The organism is Kitasatospora sp. NPDC086009 (assembly GCF_044540385.1).
Lineage (GTDB): Bacteria > Actinomycetota > Actinomycetes > Streptomycetales > Streptomycetaceae > Kitasatospora.
The window spans coordinates 1000772-1022332 of the sequence record NZ_JBITSA010000001.1 but is presented as its reverse complement, the minus strand read 5'-3'; the positions used below and the strand labels follow the sequence as shown (position 1 = coordinate 1022332).

Sequence of the window (21561 nt, the reverse complement as noted above, 5' to 3'; positions counted from 1 at the left end):
CCTCTCTCCGACCCGACCTCGAAGGTCACTTTCCGGACAAACTTCATCTATGGCTGCAGACCGCTGCGTACCCGTGCAAGCTTGTCCGCTTGTGAACGTGAACACGTTCACAAGGGCCAGTATCCATCATGCTTACGAGTGGTTTGCAGGCGGGGTGGGATTGACCGGCGATGCCGTGCGCACAGTCTGCGGACCGGCCCTGGCCTGCCACAACGAGCGCCCGGGCGACTCACGGAACGATCTTGGACGATCCGGCGCTTGACATTCGGCCCATCGCCGCGGCACGCGCGACCGTGCCCGGCCGGGTGGTGACCCGGCCGGGCACGGGCCCGGCGCCTAGCGGCTGCCGTAGGGGCGGGTGATGATCTCCATGCCGTGGCCGGCCGGGTCGAAGAAGTACAGCCCCCGGCCGCCGTGGTGGCGGTTGATTTCGCCGGGCAGCTTCAGCTGCGGGTCGGCGTAGTAGGCGATGCCGCCCGCCTCGATCCGGGCGAAGGCGGCGTCGAACTCCTCGTCGGAGACGAGGAAGGCGTAGTGCTGCGGGGCGATCGCCTCCGCCGGGACGGACGCGAAGTCGAGGGTCACCCCGTTGCCCGTGGCGACCGGGACGAACGGACCCCAGGCCGTCCCGACCTCAAGGCCGAGGATGGCCGCCAGGAAGGCGGCGGATTCCCGGTTGTCCCGGGCGTGAACGATGGTGTGATCGAGCTGGACTGTCATGCTTCGAATGCCTCCGTAAGGCACTCACGGGCTACCTCCATGCCTCACCCGGACGGTGACCGACACGCGATGCCGTACCGGGATCCTAGGCCGCGGCGGCACCCGCCGACCAGCCCCCGCCGGACCGGTCGGATCGGTCGGATCGGTCGGACGGGTCGGACGGGTCGGATCGGTCGGATCGGTCCGACCGTCATACCGCTTCGCCCACGCGGGGATCACGGCCGGACCGGCGCCGCCAGTGCCGCCAGTGCCGCCAGCTCCGCCAGGTCCTCGGCGCCCAGCCGCAGCGAGGCGGCCGCGACGTTCTCCTCCAGATGGACCGGCGAGGAGGTGCCCGGGATGGCCAGGATCGAGGGGGAGACCGCCAGCAGCCAGGCCACCATCACCTGTGCCCGGGTGGCGCCGTGCCGCTCGGCCACCCGCTGGAGCGCCGGGTCCTCGGGCACCCCGGAGCCGCCGAGCGGGAAGAACGGCACGAAGGCGATGCCCCGCGCGGTGCAGTCCGCCAGCAGCGCCGCGTCCTCCGCCGAGTGCTCCAGCACGCTGAACCGGTTCTGCACGGCGGTCACCGGTGCGATCGCCTCGGCCTCGGCGAGCTGGGCCGCGTCCACGTTGCTGACCCCGAGGTGCCGGATCAGCCCCTCCTCCCGCAGCTCCGCCAGCGCCGCGAAGGACGTCGCGATCGACCGCAGGCTGGGCATCCGCCGCAGGTAGACCAGGTCGAGCCGGTCCACCCCCAGCTCACGCAGGTTGCGGTGGACGGCCGCGCGCAGCTCCGCCGGACCGGCCGGCTCCAGCCAGCTGCCGTCGGGGTTGCGGCCGGGGCCCACCTTGGTGGCGATCACCAGGCCGTCGCGGTACGGGTGCAGGGCCTCGCGGATCAGGCCGTTCGCCGAGACGTCCTCGTGGAAGTAGAACCAGGCGGTGTCGATGTGGTCGACACCGAGCTCGACCGCCCGGCGCAGCACGGCGAGGCTCCGCACGGGGTCGCAGGCCGGGCCGTCCCAGTCGCGGGCGGGCAGCTTCATCGCGCCGAAGCCCATCCGGGCGATCGGCAGGTCGCCGCCGAGCAGGAGGGAGCCGGCGGCGGAGGCGTGGGAGGTGGTCGTCATGTCGGTAAGCCTCCGCCCGGCTCGCCCGTCGCCCGACCGATCTGGCATGTTGCTGCCATGAGCACCGACCCGATCATCACCCTGCACGGCGAGCGGGAGCTCGTCCAGCGGGCCGGCCACCTCTTCGTCGCCTCGCGTGAGGAGTTCCTGGTCGCCGCCACCGACCTGCTGACCTGGTCGTCGGGCGTCAACGCCGCCTTCGCGGAGGGCAAGCGGCCGCACCTCGTCCCCGGGCTCACCATGCGCAAGCTGTACACCCGGCGCGCCCTGGCCGATCCGGAGTCGCACCGGCGGCTGGTGAGGATCGCCGGCACCGGCATCGAGGTACGGATCAGCGACGGACCGCTCGCGCGCGAGGCGATCATCATCGACCGGCGCACCGCGATCCTGGCCGGCGCCCCCGTGCGCGGCGTGCGGACGTACACCGTGGTGCAGTCGCCGGAGGTCGTCGACGGCGTGCGCTCGCTGTTCCGCGCCGCCTGGGAGACCGCCACCGACCTCGCCGACTGCGCCCGGCCGCCGCACCTCACCGAGCAGGCCCGGCAGATCCTGAGCGCCCTCGCGACCGGCCACACCGACGAGACCGGCGCCCGCCTGCTCGGCCTCTCGCTGCGCACCTACCGCCGCCGGGTCGCCGACCTGATGACGACCCTCGGCGCCACCTCCCGCTTCCAGGCCGGCCTGCTGGCCCGGGAGCTGCTGGAGGACGGCGTCACCCCCGCCGCCCGCCGGTGATCTCCGGCCCGATCACGAACCCCTTCGCCGGCCCCTCCGGCACGAACGCCTCCTCCCCGTACGGCGTCCGGACCGAACGGGCGTAGGCACCGCGCTCGATGTCGGGGCCGGTCAGGACGGTGACGGCGCCGCCGTCGTCGAAGTCGTCGATGATCACGTACACCGGAATGCCGGCGGTCGCGTAGGCGCGGTGCTTGAGGACCACGTCTCGTCGGCGGTTCCTGCTTCCGGGTGACACCGTCTCGACCACCATCGCGAGACCCGAGGCGAGTACGCCCAGCCCTTCAGGGTGCTCGATCTCCTCCAGGTCATCGGGGGCGACGAAGACATCAGGGATCATCACCCTCAAGCCGTGGATGACGTTACCGTCGTTCGCGGGGGCCCAGCCGGTCGCTCGCAACTGGTCGTGCAGCGCCAGCAGCACGCGGCGGTTGATCGTCAGGTGGCGGGTCCCGCCGGTGGGCGACATCTCGATGACTCCCTCGATGATCTCCGCCCTGAAGCCCTCAGGGACGTCCATCTCCTTCCACACCTGCCACAGCGCCTGGTCCAGGTCCACGACGGTCTCCTCGGCTACGAGCGCGGTCATTGAGACACCTCTTCCCGTCCAGTGTGGTCGGCTCGCGCGATCCGCATCAAGCCGCGGCCGTACGGTCGCACACGACCGGAGACCGGGCGGAGAGAACCAGGGCGGTTCACCCGAACGGGCGGTTTCAGCGCTGGTGGGGGATCTCCACGCGGAAGGTGGCGCCGGTGCCGGGGGCGGTGTGGAGGGTGAGGGTGCCGCCGTGGGCGTGGGTGAGCGCGGTGGCGATGGCGAGGCCGAGGCCGGCGCCGCCGCCGTCGTGGCGGCTGCGCGAGGCGTCCACCCGGTAGAAGCGGTGGAACACCCGGACGGCCTGCTCCTCGGTGAGGCCGGGACCGGAGTCGGCGACCTCCAGCAGGCAGAGGCCCTCGGCGGTGCCGACGCCGATCCGCACCGGGGTGCCGGGCGGGGTGTGCTTGACGGCGTTGCCGACCAGGTTGGTGACCACCTGACGCAGCCTCGCCTCGTCGCCGAGCACCGGTGCGGGGCCGGGCGCGCCGGTGCCGGACGGACCGGTGAGGGCGACCGGGCGGGACGGGTCGAGGGCGGTGAGATCGTGCAGGGCGTCCGCGGCGAGGGTGCGCAGGTCCATCGGCGCGAGGTCGAGCGGGCGTTCCTCGTCGAGCCGCGCGAGCACCAGCAGGTCCTCGACCAGGGCGCCCATCCGGACGGCCTCGCTCTCGATCCGGAACATCGTCCGCTTGACGTCCGCCTCGGTGGGCAGCGCCCCCATCCGGTACAGCTCGGCGAAGCCTCGGATGCCGGCCAGCGGGGTCCGCAGCTCGTGCGAGGCGTCGGCGACGAACCGCCGCATCCGTGCCTCGGACTCGGCCCGGGCGGCGAACGCGGCCTCGATCTGGGTGAGCATCGCGTTGAGGGCGGCGGACAGCCGGCCGACCTCGGTGCGGGTGGCGAGCTCGGGCATCCGGTGCGACAGCTCGCCGGAGGCGATCCGCTCGGCGCCCTCCTCGATCCGGCGCAGCGGCCGCATCCCGGCCCGGACGGCGAAGAAGCCGAGGGCCGCGATCAGCACCAGCACCGCGCCGCCGATCGCCAGGAAGGAGGTGCGCAGCCGGGCGACGGTGGCGTCGATGTCCTCCCGGGAGACCGCGACCATCAGGTACGCGGGGGTGGGGGTCGGCACGGCGAAGGCGCTGGGGGGAGCGGGGCCGAGGGCGGGCGGCCGCTGGAGCGGCAGGACGAGCGTGCGCCAGCTGCGCTGGCCGCGCTGGTCGGGCAGGTCGAAGGGGGTGTCCGGGGCGGCGGCCGCCGGGTCGAGACCGGCCAGCTGCGGCGCCGGGTCGTTCTCGGAGACCGGCTGGCGCACCACCTGCTGGACCTTGCCGTCCGCCGAGAGGTACTGGACCAGGTACTGGCTGGGCAGCGCCGCCGCGGGCCGCCTCCCGCCGACCGAGGGCTGCCGGCTCTCCGGCCAGGTCGTCCGGCCGGGGGCGCGGTGCGAGAGCGGTTCGGCGAAGCGCTGCAACTGGTCGTCGAGCCGCTCCACCAGCTGCATCCGGACGGTGCCGAGCACGACGGCGTCACTGACCGCGAGCCCGGTGGTGACCAGGGCGAGGACGAGGACGAGCAGCCGGACGCGCAGCGAGAAGCGGGGGAACACGGGGGGCGGTCAGCTCTGCGGCGGCCGGCGCAGCGCGTAGCCGATACCGCGGACGGTGTGGATCAGCTTGGGGCCGTGCGCGGGGCCGGAGTCGAGCTTGCGGCGCAGGTAGGAGATGTAGGACTCGACGATGGAGAGGTCCCCGCCGAAGTCGTAGGCCCAGACGTGGTCGAGGATCTGCGCCTTGGAGACCACCCGGCCGACGTTGGCCATCAGGTAGTGCAGCAGCTTGAACTCGGTCGGCGAGAGCGCGACCGGGGTGCCGCCGCGGGTGACCTCGTGGGCGATCGGGTCCAGCGTGAGGTCGGCGACGACCAGCCGGCCGTCCTCGGCGGGGCCGCCGGCCCGGCGCAGGATGGCCCGGATCCGGGCGATCAGCTCCTCCAGGCTGAACGGCTTGGTGACGTAGTCGTCCGCGCCGGCGGCCAGGCCCTGGACCTTGTCGCCGACGCCGTCCTTGGCGGTCAGGAAGAGCACCGGCAGGTGGTCGCCGGGGTGGCCGTGGGCGGGCCCGGCTATCTGGCCCCGGGTGGTCTGCTCGCGCAGCCGCTCGACCACGGTGAAGCCGTCCAGGTCGGGCAGCATCACGTCGAGGACGACGAGGTCGGGGCGTTCGACGGCGATCAGTTCGAGCGCCTCGGTACCGCTGGCGGCGGAGGCGACCCGGAAGCCGGAGAAGCGCAGGGAGGCGGAGAGCAGCTCCCGGATGTTGGGTTCGTCGTCGACGACGAGGAGGAACGCCTCGCCCGGGCCGCCCGCCACGGCGGAGCTGCCAGGTGTGGACACAGTGCCTTGCACGGGGGTTCCGCCTCCCGGTCGGACGATGGCGTTCAGCTTGAGGCTAGCCCGGGGAGGCTATGCGCCGTCGATGAATGTTGGATTAACACCTTAGCGGGCGGATATGGGCGAACGAGCCCGCGCGGTCGGGCTGGATGGTGTGCGTACGAGCCGGTGGACAGGGCGGAGGCGCCGCGCGGCCGCGGCGCGGAGCCGCTCCCGGCCGGGGGCCGGGCGGTTCCGGACCGGGGCGGTCGGTTCCCGGCCGGAGGCCGGGCGGTTCCCGGCCGGAGTGAAGACCGCGCGTGACCCAGGGTACGGACACACCTCGCGGTCACGGACACCGCGCGGCCCCTGGCCCGGCACGCCACCCGGTCACGGACAGCGCGCGGCCCGGCCGCCGGAGGAGGTTCGGCCGGGCCGCGCGGGCGCCTGGGGGCTGCGGGGTCAGCCGCCAGGCCCCCTCCCACCCGTGGACGGGCTAGGAGGGAGGCGTCTGGGTCTGGTTCTGGGTCCCCCGGCCACCGGCGCCGCCGCCGAAGCCGCCCGCGCCGAAGCCGGCGGCGCCCTCGACGAGCTGGGTGGCGGCGTACCCGCCGTCGGCGGCCGGGGTGCCGACCACGGTGACGCTCTGACCGGGCTGCAGGTCGGTGACCTTGCCCTCCTTGTTGAGCTGGACCTTGGTGGCGTCGCCGGTGGTCACCTTGACGGTGTTGCCGTTGGCGTCGGTCAGGTAGACGGTGGTGCCGTCGACGGCCTTGACGGTGCCCCGGGTGAAGCCGCCCTGCGCGCCCTGGCCACCGCCCTGACCCGTGCCCTGACCGGCGCCGGCGCCCTGCCCGGTGCCCTGGCCGCCCCGGCGGGTGCCGTTCTGCCCGCCGCCGAAGCCGGAGGCCGCCGCCCGGGGCTGCTGCCCCGCCGCGGCCGACTTGCCGGAGCCGGTGGAGCCGTGGTCCTGCTGGTACCAGACGCCGCCCGCGAAGGCCGCCGTGGCGAGCACGGCGCCGGCCAGGACGAGGGTCGGCCACGGCAGCCGGCGGCGCGGTGGCGCGGCCAGCTCGGCGGTGACGTCCCGGGCGTCCGGCGCGGTGGAGAGCAGGACCACCTGCTCGGCGGGGGTGCGCAGCTCGATCTCGTTGCTCATGGTCTGCGGGTCCTTGGTCACTCGTGGCGGAGGGCGTCGATCGGGCGCAGCGAGGCGGCCCGGTTGGCGGGGTAGCTGCCGAAGAACAGGCCGATGGCGACGGCGATGCCGAACGCGCCGAGCACCGACTCGGGGATCACCACCGGCTTGATGCCGACGACGGAGAAGTGCGATCCGGCGAGACCGGCCAGCACCCCGAGTCCGGCCCCGATCACCGACAGCAGGGTGGACTCGACGAGGAACTGCCCGAGGATCGCCACGCGCGGGGCGCCGAGCGCCTTGCGGATGCCGATCTCCCTGGTCCGCTCGGTGACGGTGACCAGCATGATGTTGGTGATGCCGATCCCGCCGACCAGCAGCGAGATCGCGGCCACCGCGCCGAGCAGCACGGTGAAGGTCTTGGTGGTCGACTCCCGGGCCGTGAGCAGCGAGGCCTGGTTGCCGATCCGGAAGTCCGCCTTGCTCGGGTCGGCGATCGCGTGGGTGCCGAGCAGCACCCGGGTGACCTCGGCCTGGGCGGCCGTGGTGGTCTCGGCGGAGGTGGCCTGCACCAGGATCTGGCTGACCGGGCCGAAGCCGGTGAAGGCGTTCTGCACGGTCGGCAGCGGTGCGATCACCACGTCGTCCGGGTCGGTGAAGCCGGTGCCGCCCTTGGCCTGGAGCACGCCGACCACGGTGAGCGGGGTGCCGCCGACGGTGATCGCCCTGCCGACCGGGTCGGTGGTGGCGAACAGCTGCTTGGCGGTGGTGGCGCCGAGCACCGCGACCTTGCGGGAGCCGAGCACGTCGTCGGCCGTGAAGTACTCGCCCCGGCCGATCTTCAGGTTGGCGGTCTCGAAGTACGCGGGGTAGGTGCCGACGATCGAGCCGGGGCTGTAGGAGATGTCCCCGTACAGCGCGGTGCCGCTGGCGGTGACCACCGGCGCGACGGACTTGATCGAGGTCGCCTCCGGGTCGCTCGCCAGTGCCCTGGCGTCGGCGACCGTGAGCTTCTTGGCGGTGGAGGCGGTGCGCGAGCCGCCGAAGGAGGACCCGGCGGTGACCGTCAGCGAGTTGGTGCCGAGCGAGGTGATCGACTCCTTGACCGCCACCGAGGAGCCGTTGCCGACCGCGAGCAGCAGGATCACCGAGGCCACGCCGATCAGTACGCCCAGCATGGTCAGGGCGGAGCGCACCTTGTTGGCGGCCAGGCCGCCGACGGCGAACCGGAGCATCTGCCAGAGGATCATGCGAGCACCCCCTGGAGGTCGGCCGCGAGCAGGGCGGGCGGCGGGCCCTCCACCGGAGCCTGCCGGACGTCGCTGACGACCGCGCCGTCGACCAGCCGGATCACCCGCTTCGCGTGCCGGGCGACCTCGTCCTCGTGGGTGATCAGCACCACCGTGCGGCCGGTCGCGTTGAGGCCGTCGATCAGGGCCAGCACCTCGTCGGTGGAGCGGCTGTCCAGGTTGCCGGTGGGCTCGTCGGCGAGCAGCATCGCGGGCGCGGTGACCAGCGCCCGGGCCACCGCGACGCGCTGCTGCTGGCCGCCGGAGAGCTCGTTGGGTCGGTGCCCGGAGCGCTCGGCGAGGCCGACCAGGGAGAGCGCGGCCAGCGCCCGGCGCCGGCGCTCGGCGCTGCGCACGCCCGCGTAGGCGAGCGGCAGCTCGACCTGGGCGAGCGCGGTGGTGCGGGGGACGAGGTTGAAGGACTGGAAGATGAAACCGATCTTGCGGTTGCGGACCAGCGAGAGCTGCTGCTCGTCCAGGTGTCCGACGTCGATGCCGTCCAGCAGGTAGCGGCCGGCGGTCGGTACGTCCAGGCAGCCGAGGATGTTCATCAGGGTGGACTTGCCGGAGCCCGAACTGCCCATCACCGCGACGAAGTCGCCCTGCTCGATGTCCAGGTCGACGCCCAGCGGCTCGCCGGTGGCCGGGTCGGACGGGCCGCGCAGCGCGTGCACGGTGGCGTCGCCGTGGCCGTAGGACTTGGTGAGCCGGCGGATCTGGATGACCGGGGGCGCCGCCGCCGTGCTCTGGGGCGCGGGGGCGGTCCTGCGCCCCATCAGCGGTTCCCGCCCCGGCCGGTGCCGCCGCCGGCGGCCGCGCCGACGCCTGCCACGCCGGCCGCGCCGCCGGCTCCCGTGCCGCCGCGGTTGCCCTGACCGCCGGTCAGGCCCGGGAAGGACCCGTTCGGGAAGCCGTTGGTCCCGCTGGTGGTGGCGAGTTCGACCTTGTCGCCCTCCTTCAGCCCGGAGACCACCTGCACGGTGGTGTCGCCCTCGACGCCGACCTCGACAGTGACCCGCTCGCTGGAGCCGTCCGGCTGCACCAGGGTCGCCGTCCGGCTGGTGCCGGTGCCCGCCAGGGCGGCGGTGGGCAGCGAGAGCGCGTTGTCGGCCTCGCCGGTGACCACCGAGACGGTCGCGCTGAGGCCGGTCCGCAGCTTGCTGGTGTCGCCGGTGATCTGCAGCGTCGCCGCGTACTGGACGGCGGCCGCGCCGCCGCTGCCGCCACTGCTCACCGGCAGCGAACTGACGGACAGCACGGTGGCGTTGAGCTTGGTGTCGGACTGCGCGTTCAGCGCGACGGTGGCCGACTCGCCCTTCTTGAGCTTCAGCGAGTCCAGCTCGGAGAAGTTGGCGGTGACCTGCATCCCGGTCGGGTTGGTCAGCACGATGAAGCCGCTCGGGGCGCCGGAGCCGGTGGTGGTCCCGGTGGACTTGGCGGTGCTCCCGGTACCGCCGCTCCCGGTACCGCCGCCCAGCGTGTCGCCGACCTTGTTGGAGACGGACGCGACCGTGCCGTCCACCGAGGCGGTGAGCGTCGTACCGGCCAGCTCCGCCTGGGCGTTGGCCAGGTTGGTCTGCGCGGTGGCGACCTGCTGCCGGGCCTGGGCCACGGCCGCCTCGTCCACCTTGGTGGTGGTGATCGTGGTGGTCTGCGGGACGGGGGTGGTCTGGGGAGCGGGCGCGCTGCTCGCGCCCGCTCCCCGTTCCCCGCCACCGGCGCCGTCACCGGTGGAGTCGTTGGACGAGCCGCCGGAGCCGCTGGCGGACTTGTTCGAGCTGCCGGGGATCTGCTGGGTGGTCGTGGTGGTGACACCGGCCTGCGCCTTGGTCAGGTTGGCGTTGGCCGTGGTCAGCGCCGACTGGGCGGCGTCCACCTGCTGCTGGGCCGCCGTGGTGTCGACGGTGGCCAGCACCTGTCCCTTGGTCACGGTGTCGCCCACCGCGACCTTGACGGCGGTCAGCTTCCCGCCGGTGGTGAAGTCCTGGGCGGCGTCGGTCGGCGAGGCGAGCGTGCCGGTTCCGGACACGGTGGCCAGGACCGTGCCCTTCGCCACGGTCGCGGTTCGGACCTGGGCCTTGCCGGCCGCCTTCTCCGTCCCGCTGTCCAACGTGGTGTACGCCAGGGCCACGGCGCCCACCAGGGCCACGCCCAGTGCGGAGTTCAGGAGGACGGCACCACGCCGTCGCGGAAGCACCTTCATGGCGCACAGCTTCGCCGGACGCTCTTGCGGCACCCTGGGCGCGACCTGGGAGAACCCTGACCGGCCGAATCCGGGCATTCCGCCACGCTCCCCCCGCCCCCAGCCCTCACCTTGCCCACCCCCCGCCCAACCGTTGGCCGAACTCCCAGGAGGTTCCCAGCCATCCCCAGCCATCCGGCAGCACGCCCGGGGCGGCGGCGTAACCCGTCGGATCATCCGATGGCCCGGTTCGCTCCACTGCACAGGCGATCGCCCGACCCCGCTCACGATGGCGGCTGCCAGGACCGGGTTGAGCCGAGCGGACGGAGTGGGAAGTCGGCTGGTCCGACTTCCCACTCCGGAGCCGGTCAAGCTCTCCGACATCCGCGGAACGGGCATCAAGCCGTGCACGCCTGAATTGGCGAACTCGCACACGGCGTGCGGACCCTCGCGCATGCCGTGCGCACCCGTCCGGATTCCTGGAAGCTCTCTTCCTGGGTGGCTAGCGTCACTGGTGCAGGTGCATCGCCACCTACGCACCACTCGACGTCATCGAGAGGAGCACCAAATGACCACCACGTCCATCGAGTCAATCGATCTGGTCGTCCGCGAGCCGCGCAACCCCCGGGACTTCGTCAAGCCCGAGGTGTGGGATCGCGAGGTCGCGCTACTGATGCGCGACCACCCCTACGACGAGGTGATGGCCACCCGCCTGTTCGGCGCGGCCGTCTCCTACCTCATCACGGCGATGGAGAAGTGGGGCCAGGGGCTGGAGATGTGCTGCGGCCGGATCGTGGACATCGCCGTCCACGTCTTCATCCTCGACACCACGAACTACCGGGAGTTCTGTGCTGCGCACTTCGGCGGCCGGTTCCTGGAACACATCCCGGAGATCGCGTTCAAGTACGACGGCTCCGTGGAACGGACGGCCCAGATCATCGCGGACAACGGGTTCGAGGTGGACTGGAAGCTGTGGGAGGCGGACTACGCCAAGTGCGGCCCGTGCAGCCCCGGCTCCAACTGCCACTGACCTGGGGGGCTGAACCCGGGGCCCGGAGGCGATTCACGCCTCCGGGCCCCATCCGACTGAATTGCTTCCTTTCCCCTCTTTCCCGGGAGCACGCGCCGGTAGGTTGTCGCCGGACTCGACACGGCACCGCCCACCTCGTCGCCCCGGAGAGCACCCATGTCCAGCGCGCCCCGAACCGCCCCGGAGTACTGGGACAGGTACCGGCCCCACCGCGGAGACGGAGCTCAGGCCCGTCCCGCGGCGAACCATTTCGACTGGACCGGTGTCCCCGGTCACGGACCCGGCGCGGAGATCCTGCGAAATCCGGGGACAGCACTCGACCTCGGACCCGCCGAGGGCGCGAACGCGGCGTTCCTCGCGAGAGAAGGGGTCGAGGTTGTAGCCGTGGACTTCTCGCTCTTCCAGGTCGAGCGTGCCCGCGCGTTCTGGACCGATCTGTCGGCGCTGGAGTTCGTCCACGCCGAGGCCTGCGCGTTCCTGGACGAGGAGGTGAAGTCGTTCGACGCGATCTACTCGACCTGGGGTGCGGTCTGGTTCACCGATCCCGAGGAATTGCTCCCCCGGATCGCCAAGCGGCTGGCCCCAGGCGGCACCTTCGCGTTCTCCCATCGTGAACCGGCTGCCGGAACATACGGCGCCCAGGTCATGGGAGGGAAGTGGCTGGAGGGCCGCGAGACCGAACTGACGGTCCTGCGCTGGCAGTACACAACCGAACAGTGGACCGATCTGCTCAAGCGCCACGGCTTCACCCACATCAGCGCACTGGTGATTCCGGCCCGGGAGAGCAGCGTCCTGGGGACGCTGCTGCTGACGGCAGAGGCCACGGCTGGGCTCTAGAGGCGATCAATGAATCAGGACAACCGTCGGAAGGACAGGGGGCCTTACCCCGCGGTGCACGCCTTTATGAGCGCCCCCTGACCGTCACTACCGTTCCTGTCGGCCCCGGGGAGGGATCGTGTCTCGCACAGAGACGGTCGTCGACGTACCGGCCATCCTGCGCGCCGCCCGGGCGGTGAAGCGGGTGACCCTTGCGGAAGTAGGCGCGCACGCCGGCTACTCCGCCTCAGCCATGTCCCGGATTCTGCGAGGCCAGATGGCCGTGGCCGACGGCGCCCTGCTCCGCATCGCGGAGTTCCTGGACATCCCGCCGACCCAACTCGGACTCCGCCGCGACCACCCGGCCCGACACACGCGGACTACACCCCCCGGCAGCACGGTTGCTACTAGGGTGACGACAGGCCACCAAAAGTCGGAGGACGAGGTGCGGCGAAGGCGATTCCTCGCGGCGGGAGCCGCAGGCATGGGCGCAGTGGTCATTGGCACCGAGCAGGCCGACGCGGTGACGGCTGCCTGAAAGTCCGGCATCGGCAGGGACCCGCTGGAAGAGGCGCTGTTCGCCCCGGGCCCGGCCACCCCGTTGCCCGGCCTCGCAGTCACCCTCGCCACCGCCCACGCCGACTTCCGCGCAGCACGCTACTCCCGTCTGCGCCACGCCTTGCCCGCATTGATCAGCGGGGCGGAGGCAGCGCGGAACGCTGGTACCGGCCTGGCACGTGAGCGAGCGTGCGCGGCCGTCGCCCGGTCCTACGTGCTTGCGACCGAGCTCGCGGTCAAGGAGAGCGCCGACTACGCCTGGGCCACCGCTGACCGCGCTCTGACCGCAGCCCGCGCCTCCGGCTCACCCGTCGTGGTCGGAGAGGCAGCCCGGGTGCTCGCCATCACCATGCGCCGCTCCGGACGCATCACCTCTGCCGTCCAACTTCTCACCTCGACCGCGACCAACCTGCACGCGCGGGCCGGGCGCGAGGACGACCTACGCGCCGTCCGCACCACACTGCTCCTGACCGCTGCTTATACCGCTGCGACCGGAGGAGACGGCCATACTGCCAACGAACTGATCGACGAGGCGGAGCTGCTGGCCAAGCGGATTCCCTCAGGGCGTACAGGAGAGTTGTTCACTGTCGAGGCGACCCCAGAGCAAGTAACGCTCTACCGGATCGGCATCGCCACAACGCTCAACGACCCGGACTCCGGCGTTTTCCACGCCCGCGCGCTCAACCCTGCCCTCCTTCCGACGCAGGAACGGCGGGCTCGGTTCTACACCGACGCCGCCCGGCTCTGGACCGCTTTGGGGGACGACGGTCGGACCTACGCGGCGTTGCAGGCCATGGAACGCGTGGCGCCCGAAGAACTGCGCCGGCCGTCCGTTCGGGCGATCACGTCCGGCCTCGTGCACTCCTCGGCCCGCCTCCCCGGACTACGCGCCTTCGCCGCCCGAACTGGCGCATTCGACGGCTAGTGCCGTATCAGGCAACGTTCGCCCCGGCGAGGCGCGAGTGATGATGATCTTTGTGATAGTTTCGGCGTCGCCGTGCACCACTGCACATTCGAGGAGGTGAGACCGATCAACACTGTGACAGGTCGGGGCTCCCTCCTTTGCATGGTCTAGGGAGCGCCCGCACAAGGCATCCCGAAAGGCTTGAAACGCTAATGCGCTTCACCTCCCAGACGTCGTCGGACGGCGTCACCGAACAGTTCTTTACCCTTGACGAAATCCCCGGCGTGCTGTGGACGCCGGAAGGCGCCTGCGGTACTCGTCCCCTGATTCTGCTGGGCCACGGCGGCGGGCTGCACAAGACCGCCCCCGGCACCGTGTCCCGTGCGCGTCGCTACGCCGCCGAGGGTTTCGCGGTCGTCGCGATCGACGCGCCCAACCACGGTGGTCGGCCCAAGGACGAGGAGTTCGGTCGGATCGCGGCCGAGATGCGGGCCGGCATGGCCGCCGGTGAGAATCCGGGCGCGCTGGTCGCCAGCATGCACAGCTATCTGGCCCCTCAGGCTGTCGCGGACTGGCAGGCGGTCCTGACTGCGGTCCAGCGCCTCGACCGGGTCGGCGTCGGCCCGGTGGGTTATTGCGGGATGTCGATGGGCTGTGGGCTCGGCATTGCGCTCATCGCCGCGGAGCCCCGGATACGCGCCGCCGTGCTGGGTTTGCTCGGTGTGCACGGGCTGGCCGAGGACGCCGCGCGGATCACCGTGCCGGTCCAGTTTTTGGTCCAGTGGGACGACCAGATGGTTTCGCGGGACCAGAGTCTGGCGTTGTTCGACGCCTTGGCCTCGGCTGAGAAGACACTGCACGCCAACCCCGGCAAGCACGGGGATGTGCCGTCGTTCGAAGTGGACAGCGCGCTGCGGTTCTTCGCGCGGCATCTGAGCTGACACGAGATCGCAGTGCTCGGCGAGCTGGCCGGAACTCGTTTCCGGCCAGCTCGTTCGGTCCAGACTGTTCGGCATGGCCGAGCGGGTGCAGGTGCGCGAGATCGATGACGACGAGGGTGCCCGGCTGTTGCGGATCGTGCGGCGCGGCACCGGGTCGGTGGTGGTCTGGAGGCGTGCGCAGATGGTACTGCTGTCCGCGCAGGGCATGCCCGTGGCGAAGATCGCCGAGGTGACGTCCACCAGTGCGGACCGGGTCCGGGACGTGATCCACAACTTCAACGCCGATGGCTTCGACTTGCTCTACCCGAAGTACAAGGGTGGCAGGCCGAAGACCTTCACCCTCCTGGAACGTCGGGAGATCAAGAAGATCGCCAAGTCGAAGCCAGCCGAACATGGCCTGCCGTTCTCGACCTGGAGCCTGACCAAGCTGGCCGACTTCCTGGTCGCCGAGGGGGTGGTCGACGACATCAGCCACGAGGGCCTGCGCATCCTCCTCCGCGAGGAAGGCGTCTCGTTTCAACGCATAAAGACCTGGAAGACCTCACGCGACCCCGACTACGCGGCCAAGAAAGCCCGAGTCGAGCACCTCTACGCGATCGCCGACGCCGAGGTCATACCCGAGGAAGGCGAGCCCGAAGTCGTCTTATGTCTGGACGCCCCGCCCTCGCCGTGAACAGGCCGTCGAGACTGCTCCGCACCATGCTGGGTGCACCGTATGGGACCCCTTGTGACGGCTTCCTGACCGCGCCGCTCGATTCGTGGCCCCACACGGCAACACCGGCCTGGTCGGAGTGGACAGTTGCTTCCGCCGTCCCTAACTTCGTGCCCGAGGGCAGAATGGCCGGAGCAACCCTTGAGGAGGCTGTCCGTGCTCTTGGATGGTGACCAGTGGCGCCACCACTTCGACGGGACGATCGGCCGGGTCCGGGTGGTGCGAGGGCCGTTGACCGACTACCAGCGGTACCAGTTCGCCTGGGGGATCCCCGGCAACCTCGCGGCCGGGAGGACGTCCGCATCCTCGACGCCACCGAGCAGGACTTCGGGATCCCGGACCAGGACTGGTGGATGCTCGACGAGTCCTCGGTCGTCCACCTCAACATCTGCCCGGACGGGACGCAGATCAACCGCGAACTGGTCGATAAACGAGCCGAATCGTGTCCGGAGTTGAAGCGGCTGGCTCTCGCGAACTCGGTGCCGTTCCTCGAATACTCGGACGGCTACATGTGGCGGCCGATCCCGATCAGCTCGGCTGATCGGGATCGGATCAGGATGCTCAAAACCCTGCCCCTGTGAGCGGGGGGTCGGAGTGGGAAGTCGGAGCCGCCGACTTTTCCCGGGCTGGGACCTGCCGGTGTGAACGAGGTGGATCGGTTGGTGGCGCCCCCTCGCTCGAGCGAGGGGGCGCTGTCGGGTCAGGTCGTGAGGTGGTCGAACTCGCCGGCCTTGATGCCCTGGACGAACTTGGCGAACTTGGGCGGGGTGGTGCGGACGACTATGTCGCCGGCGTCGGACTCGCGGAGTTCGACCGTGCCGTCGACGACGCGGACTTCGACGCACTCGTTCGATGCACCGCTGAAGGTCGACTTCTGCCACTCGGACCTACTCATACCTACCCTTCATTTCATCCCTGATAGATCGAATGAACTTTCGCGAGTCATCATCCGACAGGGCGAGGGAGTCAAGGCGGGTGAACGTTGCGCGGTGGCTGGCCAGGTCTGCTGGGGAGTCGAAGAAGAGGACGCCCTGCGCGGTGTCCATCTGGAGGGTCGCGAGCTCCGGTACCGGTCCCTCGGCAAACATGATGTTCTCGCCCGCGCCAGGAAACGTGTCCATGTCGAACGGCACCACTCGCAACGAGCAGGTTCGCCGCTCTGAGTCCTCGATCAGGCTACCGAGCTGCGCTGCGAGCACGTGAGGGCCGCCGAACTGCATCCGTAGCGCGGCCTCGTGGATGAAGGACACGTACGGCGTGCCACTCGACCGAATGGCGTGCTGGCGCTGGACGCGAAATGCAGTTCTGAGCTCGATGTCGCGAGGTGGTAGCGGCGGTGAGACGCGGGCGAACACCGCAGAGGCGTAAGCCTTGGTCTGCTGTAGGCCAGGCACGTAGGTGGTTGCCCATGTGTAGAGCTTTTGCGCCGTGGACTCCATCTCCGCGACCTCCAGAAAGTCGGTCGACAAGACGCCGCGGTACTCCTCCCACCAGCCCTTTCCGCGCGCTGCGATGAGGTCGGCGAGTGCATCGATCAGAGGCTGGTTGGTGCACTTGCAACCCGCCGCGATCGTCTGGAGACGCTCCGCGCTGACACTGCTCTTCCCGTTCTCCATCTGCGTCACTTGGGCGGCACTGACGCCGAGGACTCGGGAGAGCTGGCTGCCGCCCAAACCCGCTTGCTCGCGCATTCTCCGCAGCTCGGCACCCAAGCGGCGCTGACGAAGAGTTGGGCTCTGGCGACCGGGCATGGCGTCCTCTCTGCGTTTCGTGGCATCAGTCTGCCGCGACGGCAGCCGTCACGGCCATCTGTCCCACGGAAGAGGGAAGCTTTCCAGGATCCACTTAATCTTAAGTGCTTCTGCGCTATGGTCGTCTCACATCGATCCGATGGATCGTCAGTAACGCCTGTTTCCAGGGCAGTAGGCGCCTGCTGCCCGCGCACCGCAGAGCAGCCGTACGCGGCACTCCCAGTCCCGTCCCGGCCTGGCTCACGGCGACGTATCCGCCGGTGACACCACACCCACTCCACTCCGCCTCTCTTCGGAGGTCCCTCATGTGTGCCTTCACCCTGCCCGAACCGCCCGACTGGTCCGCCGCCCGCGAGGAGCTGCGCGAGGCCCTCGACCTCGCCGGCTGGCCCGACGACCTCATCCACGACGCCGAACTCGCCCTCTGCGAGCTCTACATCAACGCCTGGCGCCACGGCGGCAGCTCCGCCCCGCTCGTCGTCGTCCTGCTCCGCGACCACACCCTGCGCGTCTCCGTCGCCGACGACAACCCCCACCTCCCCGAACCCCGCACCCCCGCCGACCCCTACGCCCTCTCCGGCCGGGGCCTGCACCTCGTCCGCTCCCTCACCCACCGCTTCGGCACCGACCCCCGCAAGCACGGCAAACGCGTCTGGTTCGAACTGGACGCCGCCGCGTGAGCGCCGCCCGCCGCACCCCGATCGCGCCCGACGACCCCCGCGTGCGCGACTACACCCACGCCCAGATCACCACCCTCCTCGGCGAACTCCACACCCGAGGCGCCAGGTTCGGCATCCAGTGGGCCTCTGCCACCACCGTGGGCGGCACCGTCGACGGCCGCATCCTCGTCGACTTCGGCAACGCCCCCGTGGCCACCCTCCTCAACCTCCTCCACCTGCTCCGCGACACCGAGAGGAACGAGCCGTGGGAGTCCTGATCCCCCTCGTCACCGAAGCGATCCACACCGAACGCACCACCGTCGCCTACCTCACCGTCGAACACGCCCCCGACGCCACCGTCCAGCTCCGCCTCGCCGTCGACCTCGACATCCACACCGGCCCCGGCGAACACCTCGCCCTCCCCCTCACCCACGACCAGGCCCACGAACTCCTCCACGACCTCGCCGCCCACCTCGGCCACCGCGTCCTGGGAATCCGCCGATGAGAACCGGCACCGCCAACTTCCTCATCGGCGCGGCCCTCCTCACCCTCCTAGCCCTCGCCCTCACCACCGTCACCCTCGGCGTCATCACCGCCCTCAAGGTCAACGGCGACCAGCACACCCTCGCGCCGAAACCCATCACCCGCCACGGGCGCTGGGAACTGCGCCAACTCCCGGACGGCACCACCGAATACGCCTGGATCGCCCGCCAGGCCGGCCACTACGGCCCCGAAATCCGACAGCAACCCCCGACGCCCGGCCGACACCGCATACCCACCTAGCAGCGGCAAAGCGAAGGCCCCCGCCCACCCGGGCAGGGGCCTCGCCGCCACCGCACGGAAATTCCCGGTGTGGCGAGCCGGTTCGGACCTATCCTGCCTGCCGTGACCGACTGGAGCAGGATCGAAGCCGCCGACTGTGCCGTACCCGCCGACCGGCCACTGGAGGAGCTGGTCCGCGAACTCTCCGGCGCCCTGGCGGACCCCGATCCGGACGTCCGGGACGGAGCGCCGTACGCCGTCCTCGCGACCTGGATCGAGCGCGGGGTGATTGACGGGCCCCGGCGGCTGGCGCTGGGGGACGAGATGGCCGCCCGCTTCCTCGACCCGCAGATCCAGGCCCGCACCTTCGCCCCCCTCGTCCTCGACATGCTGGTGGAGAAGGGGGACTTCGAGGCCGGCTGGGTGGACGCGTTCGAGCGGTGGTACCCGGCGGAGACGGACCTGCGCGGCCATGACGAGAAGCTCGGCTGGCTCCACGCCGTCGCGCACGGCGCGGACCTGCTGGACCGGTTCGGCCGCCACCCCGAGGTGGATCCGGTGCGGATGCTTCACCTCGCCGCCGCGCGGCTGACGGCGCCCACCGACCACGTGTTCGACCAGCTGGAGGACGACCGGCTGGCGCGGGCGGTCGCCCGGGTGCTCACCCGGCCCGATCTGAGCGAGTCCGACGCGACCACGTGGCTGGACCCGGTCGCCGCCCGCTTCGGGGCCGACCGCCTCAGTACCCCGGTGCCCGCCCACCTCAGCAACTGCCTGCGCACGCTGCGCCTGCTCTACGTCCTCGCGGACCGCGGCGTGCGGGCACCGAACACCGATGCCGCACCGGAGGCCCTCCCCCACGGGGCGGCGGTCAAGGAACGCCTCGCCGCCGTCCTCGACCGGATCGTCAAGCGGTAGGCGCGGGAGCACACGTCCCGGGCGGTGGCCGGCCCGGCCGCCACGGCCCCGAGATCCGCCATCGAAGCGACCCCACCCCGGCCGGCACCGCGCATCCGCCCGAGCCGGCACGTTGAGGCCCTCGCCCACCGGGCGAGGGCCTCTCCGGTCTTCGACCGCAGTGACCGCCGGTACTCCACGCCCGTCACCGGCCCGCGCGAAGGGTTCCGAAAATAACTCCGACCCCACCTGCAACCACCGGCCGGGATGCGCGTCTATACGGATGAAGGCACGGAGAGCGAGACCGGCGAGGCCGGGGGGCGCTACCGCTGACAGCGGGGCCGGTCGTCTTCACACACCGTCAGCACCATGACCCTGGGGAAACACGTCATGCGCAAGTCCGTTATGCCCTCTTTCGCGAAGAACATCACCGCCACCTCGGGCCGCCGCCGGCTCGCCGCCGTCGCCGCCACCGTCGTCCTCGCCGGCTCCGTCCAGCTGATGACCGCCGAGGCCTCCTGGGCCTGCGGCTCGGGAAACACGGCCGCCGCCGAGGCCAAGCCGGTCACCCCCGCGTCCGCGCACAAGGGCGACCTCACCGCCGGGTTCCACATGACCCCCGATGGCCAGAGCATCACCGCCGGCGGCGCCAAGGCCGAGATCGGCGTGGGAGTCACCAACTTCACCGGTGCCCCGTACGAGAACGTCGGCCCCTCCTTCGCGATCTACAACCCGCAGGGTCCCAACCGGCTGGAGGACTTCACCGTCGAGGCCGCCACCGCCGGCGGCTGGAAGAAGCTCACCCTCCACCACGGCTGCGACCCCGCGATCGTCGCCGACACCAGCTCGCTCAAGGTCAAGCAGCTCACCGACGGCCGCGCCGCCAACTTCGCCTTCCGCGTCTCCGTCTCGGCGAACGCCGCCGCCGACCTGAAGAGCTTCGAGGTCTTCATCGGCGGCAGGGCCGACGGCTACCCCATGGAGCAGGGCGGCAGCCACACCTACACGGTCGTCCGCACCGCCGCCCCGGCCAAGCCGTCGACCACCGCGAAGCCGGCCGCCAAGCCCACGACCACGGCCAAGCCCAGCGCCAAGCCCGCCGCCCCGAAGTCCGCCGCCCCCGTCGCCCCCGTCGAGGACAAGACCCAGACCCCCGCCACCCCCAAGGCCACGCCGACCGCCTCCGCCACCACCGCGCCCGCCACCACCGCCCCGGCGGGCACCCCCGAGCTCGCCCAGACCGGCGCCGGCACCCCCAACGGCTTCCTCGCCGCCGCCTCCGCCGCCTTCGTCGCGCTCGGCGCGGGCGTTCTGATCGCCGTGCGCCGGCTGCGTCCCCAGCGCTGACCGGCCCACGGGCCACCACAGGGGCCCTGCCCCCGCACGGCGGTGCGGAGGCGGGGCCCCTCGTCGTTCCCGGGTGCCGACCGGCTCAGTCCTCGACGGGCTCCCGATCCGCCGACGTCCACCCCGGGGCCCACCCCGAGGCCGCCGCGCTGGCCGCCAGCAGCCGCAGGCCCGCCTCCGACGACGAGCCGGGCACCGCGCTGAAGAGCAGCATCCGGTGCCCGGACGCCTCCGGCAGCGGCAGCGCCTCGAAGTCCAGCGCCAAGTCCCCGACCACCGGGTGGTGGAACTCCTTGGTGCCGAACAGGCAGTCGTGCACCGGGTGGCGCGACCAGAGCGCCGCGAACTCCGCGCTCTTCATCGACAGCTCGCCGATCACCTCGGCCAGCTGCCGGTCCTCCTGGTGCCGCCCGGCGGCCAGCCGTAGGAAGGCGACCTGGGCCCGGGCCTCGGTCTCCCAGCACGGGTAGAGCTCCCGGGTCCGCGCGTCGAGGAAGAGCAGTCGGGAGAGGTTGGGGCGCGCCGACGGCGAGTCCGGCGCCGCCGCGTCCAGGTGCCCGGCCAGCAGTGCATGGCCGAGCGGATTCCAGGCCAGCACCTCGTTGCGCAGGCCGACCACCACCGCCGGGACGTCGGCCATCGCCGCGATCAGCCGGCCCACCGCCGGCCGGACCCGCTCGAAGCGCTCGGCCGGGCGGCCCTTCGCCGGCCGGCCCGGGCGGGCCAGGTTGCGCAGGTGGGCGTGCTCGTCGCCGTCGAGGCGCAGCGCCCGGGCGATGGCGTCCAGCACCTCGTCGGAGACGTTGCGGCTCTGCCCCTGCTCCAGCCGCGTGTAGTAGGTGATGCTGACGCCCGCCAGCTGGGACAGCTCCTCGCGCCGCAGCCCGGGCACCCGGCGCCGGCTGCCGTACGTGGTCAGCCCGACGTCCTCGGGTCGCAGCCGGGCGCGGCGGGTGCGCAGGAACTCGCCCAGCTCGCTGGGCTTCTCCGCCCCCGCCGACGGCGCCAAGGAGGCCGAAGACGCCAAGGAGGCCGACGC

The 21561-nt window shown here is 71.5% G+C and carries 24 protein-coding genes and 2 pseudogenes; 14 read left to right on the top strand and 12 right to left on the bottom strand.

From position 1 onward, the window contains the following. Nucleotides 1-336: 336 nt before the first annotated feature. Nucleotides 337-720 carry a VOC family protein gene (locus tag ACIF6L_RS04715; RefSeq protein ID WP_359839312.1) on the bottom strand — a complete coding sequence of 128 codons (384 nt, stop codon included), beginning with the start codon at nucleotides 718-720 and terminating at the stop codon, nucleotides 337-339. 215 nt (nucleotides 721-935) lie between these two features. Next, on the bottom strand, nucleotides 936-1832 hold the full coding sequence (locus ACIF6L_RS04710; RefSeq protein ID WP_396486132.1) for an oxidoreductase: 897 nt from the start codon (nucleotides 1830-1832) through the stop codon (nucleotides 936-938). A gap of 57 nt (nucleotides 1833-1889) precedes the next feature. Between ACIF6L_RS04710 and ACIF6L_RS04705 the strand changes: the two genes are divergently transcribed. Next, a complete protein-coding gene (locus ACIF6L_RS04705) occupies nucleotides 1890-2567 on the top strand; it encodes a helix-turn-helix transcriptional regulator (protein WP_359808294.1) in 678 nt (225 codons plus the stop codon). Here the strand turns inward: ACIF6L_RS04705 and ACIF6L_RS04700 are convergent. The 7 genes from ACIF6L_RS04700 to ACIF6L_RS04670 form a co-directional block, all read right to left on the bottom strand. Further along, nucleotides 2545-3156, bottom strand: a complete 612-nt coding sequence (locus ACIF6L_RS04700) for a Uma2 family endonuclease (RefSeq protein WP_396486131.1) — start codon at nucleotides 3154-3156, stop codon at nucleotides 2545-2547. The two genes, ACIF6L_RS04705 and ACIF6L_RS04700, sit on opposite strands and share 23 nt — an antisense overlap. A 124-nt stretch (nucleotides 3157-3280) precedes the next feature. Then, the gene (locus ACIF6L_RS04695) at nucleotides 3281-4774 is read right to left on the bottom strand and encodes a HAMP domain-containing sensor histidine kinase (RefSeq protein ID WP_329488898.1); all 1494 of its coding nucleotides are present in this window, start codon (nucleotides 4772-4774) and stop codon (nucleotides 3281-3283) included. Between the two features lie 9 nt (nucleotides 4775-4783). Beyond that, on the bottom strand, nucleotides 4784-5560 hold the full coding sequence (locus ACIF6L_RS04690; RefSeq protein ID WP_329488897.1) for a response regulator transcription factor: 777 nt from the start codon (nucleotides 5558-5560) through the stop codon (nucleotides 4784-4786). Nucleotides 5561-6032: 472 nt separating this feature from the next. Further along, a complete protein-coding gene (locus ACIF6L_RS04685) occupies nucleotides 6033-6695 on the bottom strand; it encodes a hypothetical protein (RefSeq protein WP_396486130.1) in 663 nt (220 codons plus the stop codon). Nucleotides 6696-6712: 17 nt separating this feature from the next. Further along, entirely contained in the window at nucleotides 6713-7924 is a 1212-nt protein-coding gene (locus tag ACIF6L_RS04680; RefSeq protein WP_329488895.1) for an ABC transporter permease, read from the bottom strand. After that, entirely contained in the window at nucleotides 7921-8739 is an 819-nt protein-coding gene (locus ACIF6L_RS04675) for an ABC transporter ATP-binding protein (RefSeq protein ID WP_396486129.1), read from the bottom strand. Before ACIF6L_RS04675 ends, ACIF6L_RS04680 begins: the two co-directional genes overlap by 4 nt. Then, nucleotides 8739-10166 (bottom strand): efflux RND transporter periplasmic adaptor subunit, encoded by a 1428-nt coding sequence (locus tag ACIF6L_RS04670; RefSeq protein ID WP_396486128.1) that lies wholly within the window; start codon nucleotides 10164-10166, stop codon nucleotides 8739-8741. The genes ACIF6L_RS04675 and ACIF6L_RS04670 overlap by 1 nt, the downstream gene beginning before the upstream one ends. Before the next feature lie 547 nt (nucleotides 10167-10713). Here ACIF6L_RS04670 and ACIF6L_RS04665 point away from each other — a divergent pair. From ACIF6L_RS04665 to ACIF6L_RS04635, 7 genes and pseudogenes are all read left to right on the top strand, one after another. Further along, entirely contained in the window at nucleotides 10714-11175 is a 462-nt protein-coding gene (locus ACIF6L_RS04665) for a glycine-rich domain-containing protein (RefSeq protein WP_396486127.1), read from the top strand. A 156-nt stretch (nucleotides 11176-11331) separates the two neighbouring features. Continuing rightward, the gene (locus ACIF6L_RS04660) at nucleotides 11332-12012 is read left to right on the top strand and encodes a class I SAM-dependent methyltransferase (protein WP_396486126.1); all 681 of its coding nucleotides are present in this window, start codon (nucleotides 11332-11334) and stop codon (nucleotides 12010-12012) included. Between the two features lie 118 nt (nucleotides 12013-12130). Continuing rightward, nucleotides 12131-12529 carry a helix-turn-helix domain-containing protein gene (locus ACIF6L_RS04655; RefSeq protein ID WP_396486125.1) on the top strand — a complete coding sequence of 133 codons (399 nt, stop codon included), beginning with the start codon at nucleotides 12131-12133 and terminating at the stop codon, nucleotides 12527-12529. A gap of 234 nt (nucleotides 12530-12763) precedes the next feature. Continuing rightward, the gene (locus ACIF6L_RS04650; RefSeq protein ID WP_396486124.1) at nucleotides 12764-13474 is read left to right on the top strand and encodes a hypothetical protein; all 711 of its coding nucleotides are present in this window, start codon (nucleotides 12764-12766) and stop codon (nucleotides 13472-13474) included. A gap of 191 nt (nucleotides 13475-13665) precedes the next feature. Continuing rightward, nucleotides 13666-14394 carry a dienelactone hydrolase family protein gene (locus ACIF6L_RS04645; RefSeq protein ID WP_396486123.1) on the top strand — a complete coding sequence of 243 codons (729 nt, stop codon included), beginning with the start codon at nucleotides 13666-13668 and terminating at the stop codon, nucleotides 14392-14394. Between the two features lie 73 nt (nucleotides 14395-14467). Further along, nucleotides 14468-15049: pseudogene (locus ACIF6L_RS04640) on the top strand (transposase); the annotation flags it as partial. A 213-nt stretch (nucleotides 15050-15262) separates the two neighbouring features. Further along, nucleotides 15263-15687: pseudogene (locus ACIF6L_RS04635) on the top strand (DUF6879 family protein). A gap of 119 nt (nucleotides 15688-15806) precedes the next feature. On the opposite strand, the gene ACIF6L_RS04630 reads toward ACIF6L_RS04635, so the two are convergent. Further along, complete coding sequence (locus ACIF6L_RS04630) at nucleotides 15807-16001, bottom strand: DUF397 domain-containing protein (protein ID WP_396486122.1); 195 nt, start codon at nucleotides 15999-16001, stop codon at nucleotides 15807-15809. After that, nucleotides 15994-16818 carry a helix-turn-helix domain-containing protein gene (locus tag ACIF6L_RS04625; RefSeq protein WP_396486121.1) on the bottom strand — a complete coding sequence of 275 codons (825 nt, stop codon included), beginning with the start codon at nucleotides 16816-16818 and terminating at the stop codon, nucleotides 15994-15996. Before ACIF6L_RS04625 ends, ACIF6L_RS04630 begins: the two co-directional genes overlap by 8 nt. A 344-nt stretch (nucleotides 16819-17162) precedes the next feature. On the opposite strand from ACIF6L_RS04625, the gene ACIF6L_RS04620 reads away from it, so the two are divergent. From ACIF6L_RS04620 to ACIF6L_RS04595, 6 genes are all read left to right on the top strand, one after another. Then, entirely contained in the window at nucleotides 17163-17537 is a 375-nt protein-coding gene (locus ACIF6L_RS04620; protein ID WP_396486120.1) for an ATP-binding protein, read from the top strand. Continuing rightward, nucleotides 17534-17794: a hypothetical protein gene (locus ACIF6L_RS04615; RefSeq protein WP_396486119.1), complete on the top strand. Its 261-nt coding sequence runs from the start codon at nucleotides 17534-17536 to the stop codon at nucleotides 17792-17794. The genes ACIF6L_RS04620 and ACIF6L_RS04615 overlap by 4 nt, the downstream gene beginning before the upstream one ends. Beyond that, nucleotides 17782-18021 (top strand): hypothetical protein, encoded by a 240-nt coding sequence (locus ACIF6L_RS04610; RefSeq protein WP_396486118.1) that lies wholly within the window; start codon nucleotides 17782-17784, stop codon nucleotides 18019-18021. The genes ACIF6L_RS04615 and ACIF6L_RS04610 overlap by 13 nt, the downstream gene beginning before the upstream one ends. Continuing rightward, the gene (locus ACIF6L_RS04605; RefSeq protein ID WP_396486191.1) at nucleotides 18018-18299 is read left to right on the top strand and encodes a hypothetical protein; all 282 of its coding nucleotides are present in this window, start codon (nucleotides 18018-18020) and stop codon (nucleotides 18297-18299) included. Before ACIF6L_RS04610 ends, ACIF6L_RS04605 begins: the two co-directional genes overlap by 4 nt. Nucleotides 18300-18401: 102 nt before the next feature. Beyond that, a complete protein-coding gene (locus ACIF6L_RS04600) occupies nucleotides 18402-19196 on the top strand; it encodes a DUF2785 domain-containing protein (protein WP_396486117.1) in 795 nt (264 codons plus the stop codon). A gap of 369 nt (nucleotides 19197-19565) precedes the next feature. After that, nucleotides 19566-20522, top strand: coding sequence for a hypothetical protein (locus tag ACIF6L_RS04595; protein ID WP_396486116.1), 957 nt, complete (start codon nucleotides 19566-19568; stop codon nucleotides 20520-20522). An 85-nt stretch (nucleotides 20523-20607) separates the two neighbouring features. Here ACIF6L_RS04595 and ACIF6L_RS04590 read toward each other — a convergent pair whose 3' ends face one another. Beyond that, nucleotides 20608-21531, bottom strand: a complete 924-nt coding sequence (locus tag ACIF6L_RS04590; RefSeq protein ID WP_396486115.1) for a helix-turn-helix transcriptional regulator — start codon at nucleotides 21529-21531, stop codon at nucleotides 20608-20610. Between the last annotated feature and the right edge of the window lie 30 nt (nucleotides 21532-21561).

Excerpts from the sequence above, each read along its gene's own strand:
- ACIF6L_RS04715 (WP_359839312.1), bottom strand. The coding sequence starts at position 720 with ATGACAGTCCAGCTCGATCACACCATCGTTCACGCCCGGGACAACCGG.
- ACIF6L_RS04710 (WP_396486132.1), bottom strand. The coding sequence starts at position 1,832 with ATGACGACCACCTCCCACGCCTCCGCCGCCGGCTCCCTCCTGCTCGGC.
- ACIF6L_RS04705 (WP_359808294.1), top strand. The coding sequence starts at position 1,890 with ATGAGCACCGACCCGATCATCACCCTGCACGGCGAGCGGGAGCTCGTC.
- ACIF6L_RS04700 (WP_396486131.1), bottom strand. The coding sequence starts at position 3,156 with ATGACCGCGCTCGTAGCCGAGGAGACCGTCGTGGACCTGGACCAGGCG.
- ACIF6L_RS04685 (WP_396486130.1), bottom strand. The coding sequence starts at position 6,695 with ATGAGCAACGAGATCGAGCTGCGCACCCCCGCCGAGCAGGTGGTCCTG.
- ACIF6L_RS04680 (WP_329488895.1), bottom strand. The coding sequence starts at position 7,924 with ATGATCCTCTGGCAGATGCTCCGGTTCGCCGTCGGCGGCCTGGCCGCC.
- ACIF6L_RS04675 (WP_396486129.1), bottom strand. The coding sequence starts at position 8,739 with ATGGGGCGCAGGACCGCCCCCGCGCCCCAGAGCACGGCGGCGGCGCCC.
- ACIF6L_RS04670 (WP_396486128.1), bottom strand. The coding sequence starts at position 10,166 with ATGAAGGTGCTTCCGCGACGGCGTGGTGCCGTCCTCCTGAACTCCGCA.
- ACIF6L_RS04665 (WP_396486127.1), top strand. The coding sequence starts at position 10,714 with ATGACCACCACGTCCATCGAGTCAATCGATCTGGTCGTCCGCGAGCCG.
- ACIF6L_RS04660 (WP_396486126.1), top strand. The coding sequence starts at position 11,332 with ATGTCCAGCGCGCCCCGAACCGCCCCGGAGTACTGGGACAGGTACCGG.
- ACIF6L_RS04645 (WP_396486123.1), top strand. The coding sequence starts at position 13,666 with ATGCGCTTCACCTCCCAGACGTCGTCGGACGGCGTCACCGAACAGTTC.
- ACIF6L_RS04630 (WP_396486122.1), bottom strand. The coding sequence starts at position 16,001 with ATGAGTAGGTCCGAGTGGCAGAAGTCGACCTTCAGCGGTGCATCGAAC.
- ACIF6L_RS04620 (WP_396486120.1), top strand. The coding sequence starts at position 17,163 with ATGTGTGCCTTCACCCTGCCCGAACCGCCCGACTGGTCCGCCGCCCGC.
- ACIF6L_RS04605 (WP_396486191.1), top strand. The coding sequence starts at position 18,018 with ATGAGAACCGGCACCGCCAACTTCCTCATCGGCGCGGCCCTCCTCACC.
- ACIF6L_RS04595 (WP_396486116.1), top strand. The coding sequence starts at position 19,566 with ATGCGCAAGTCCGTTATGCCCTCTTTCGCGAAGAACATCACCGCCACC.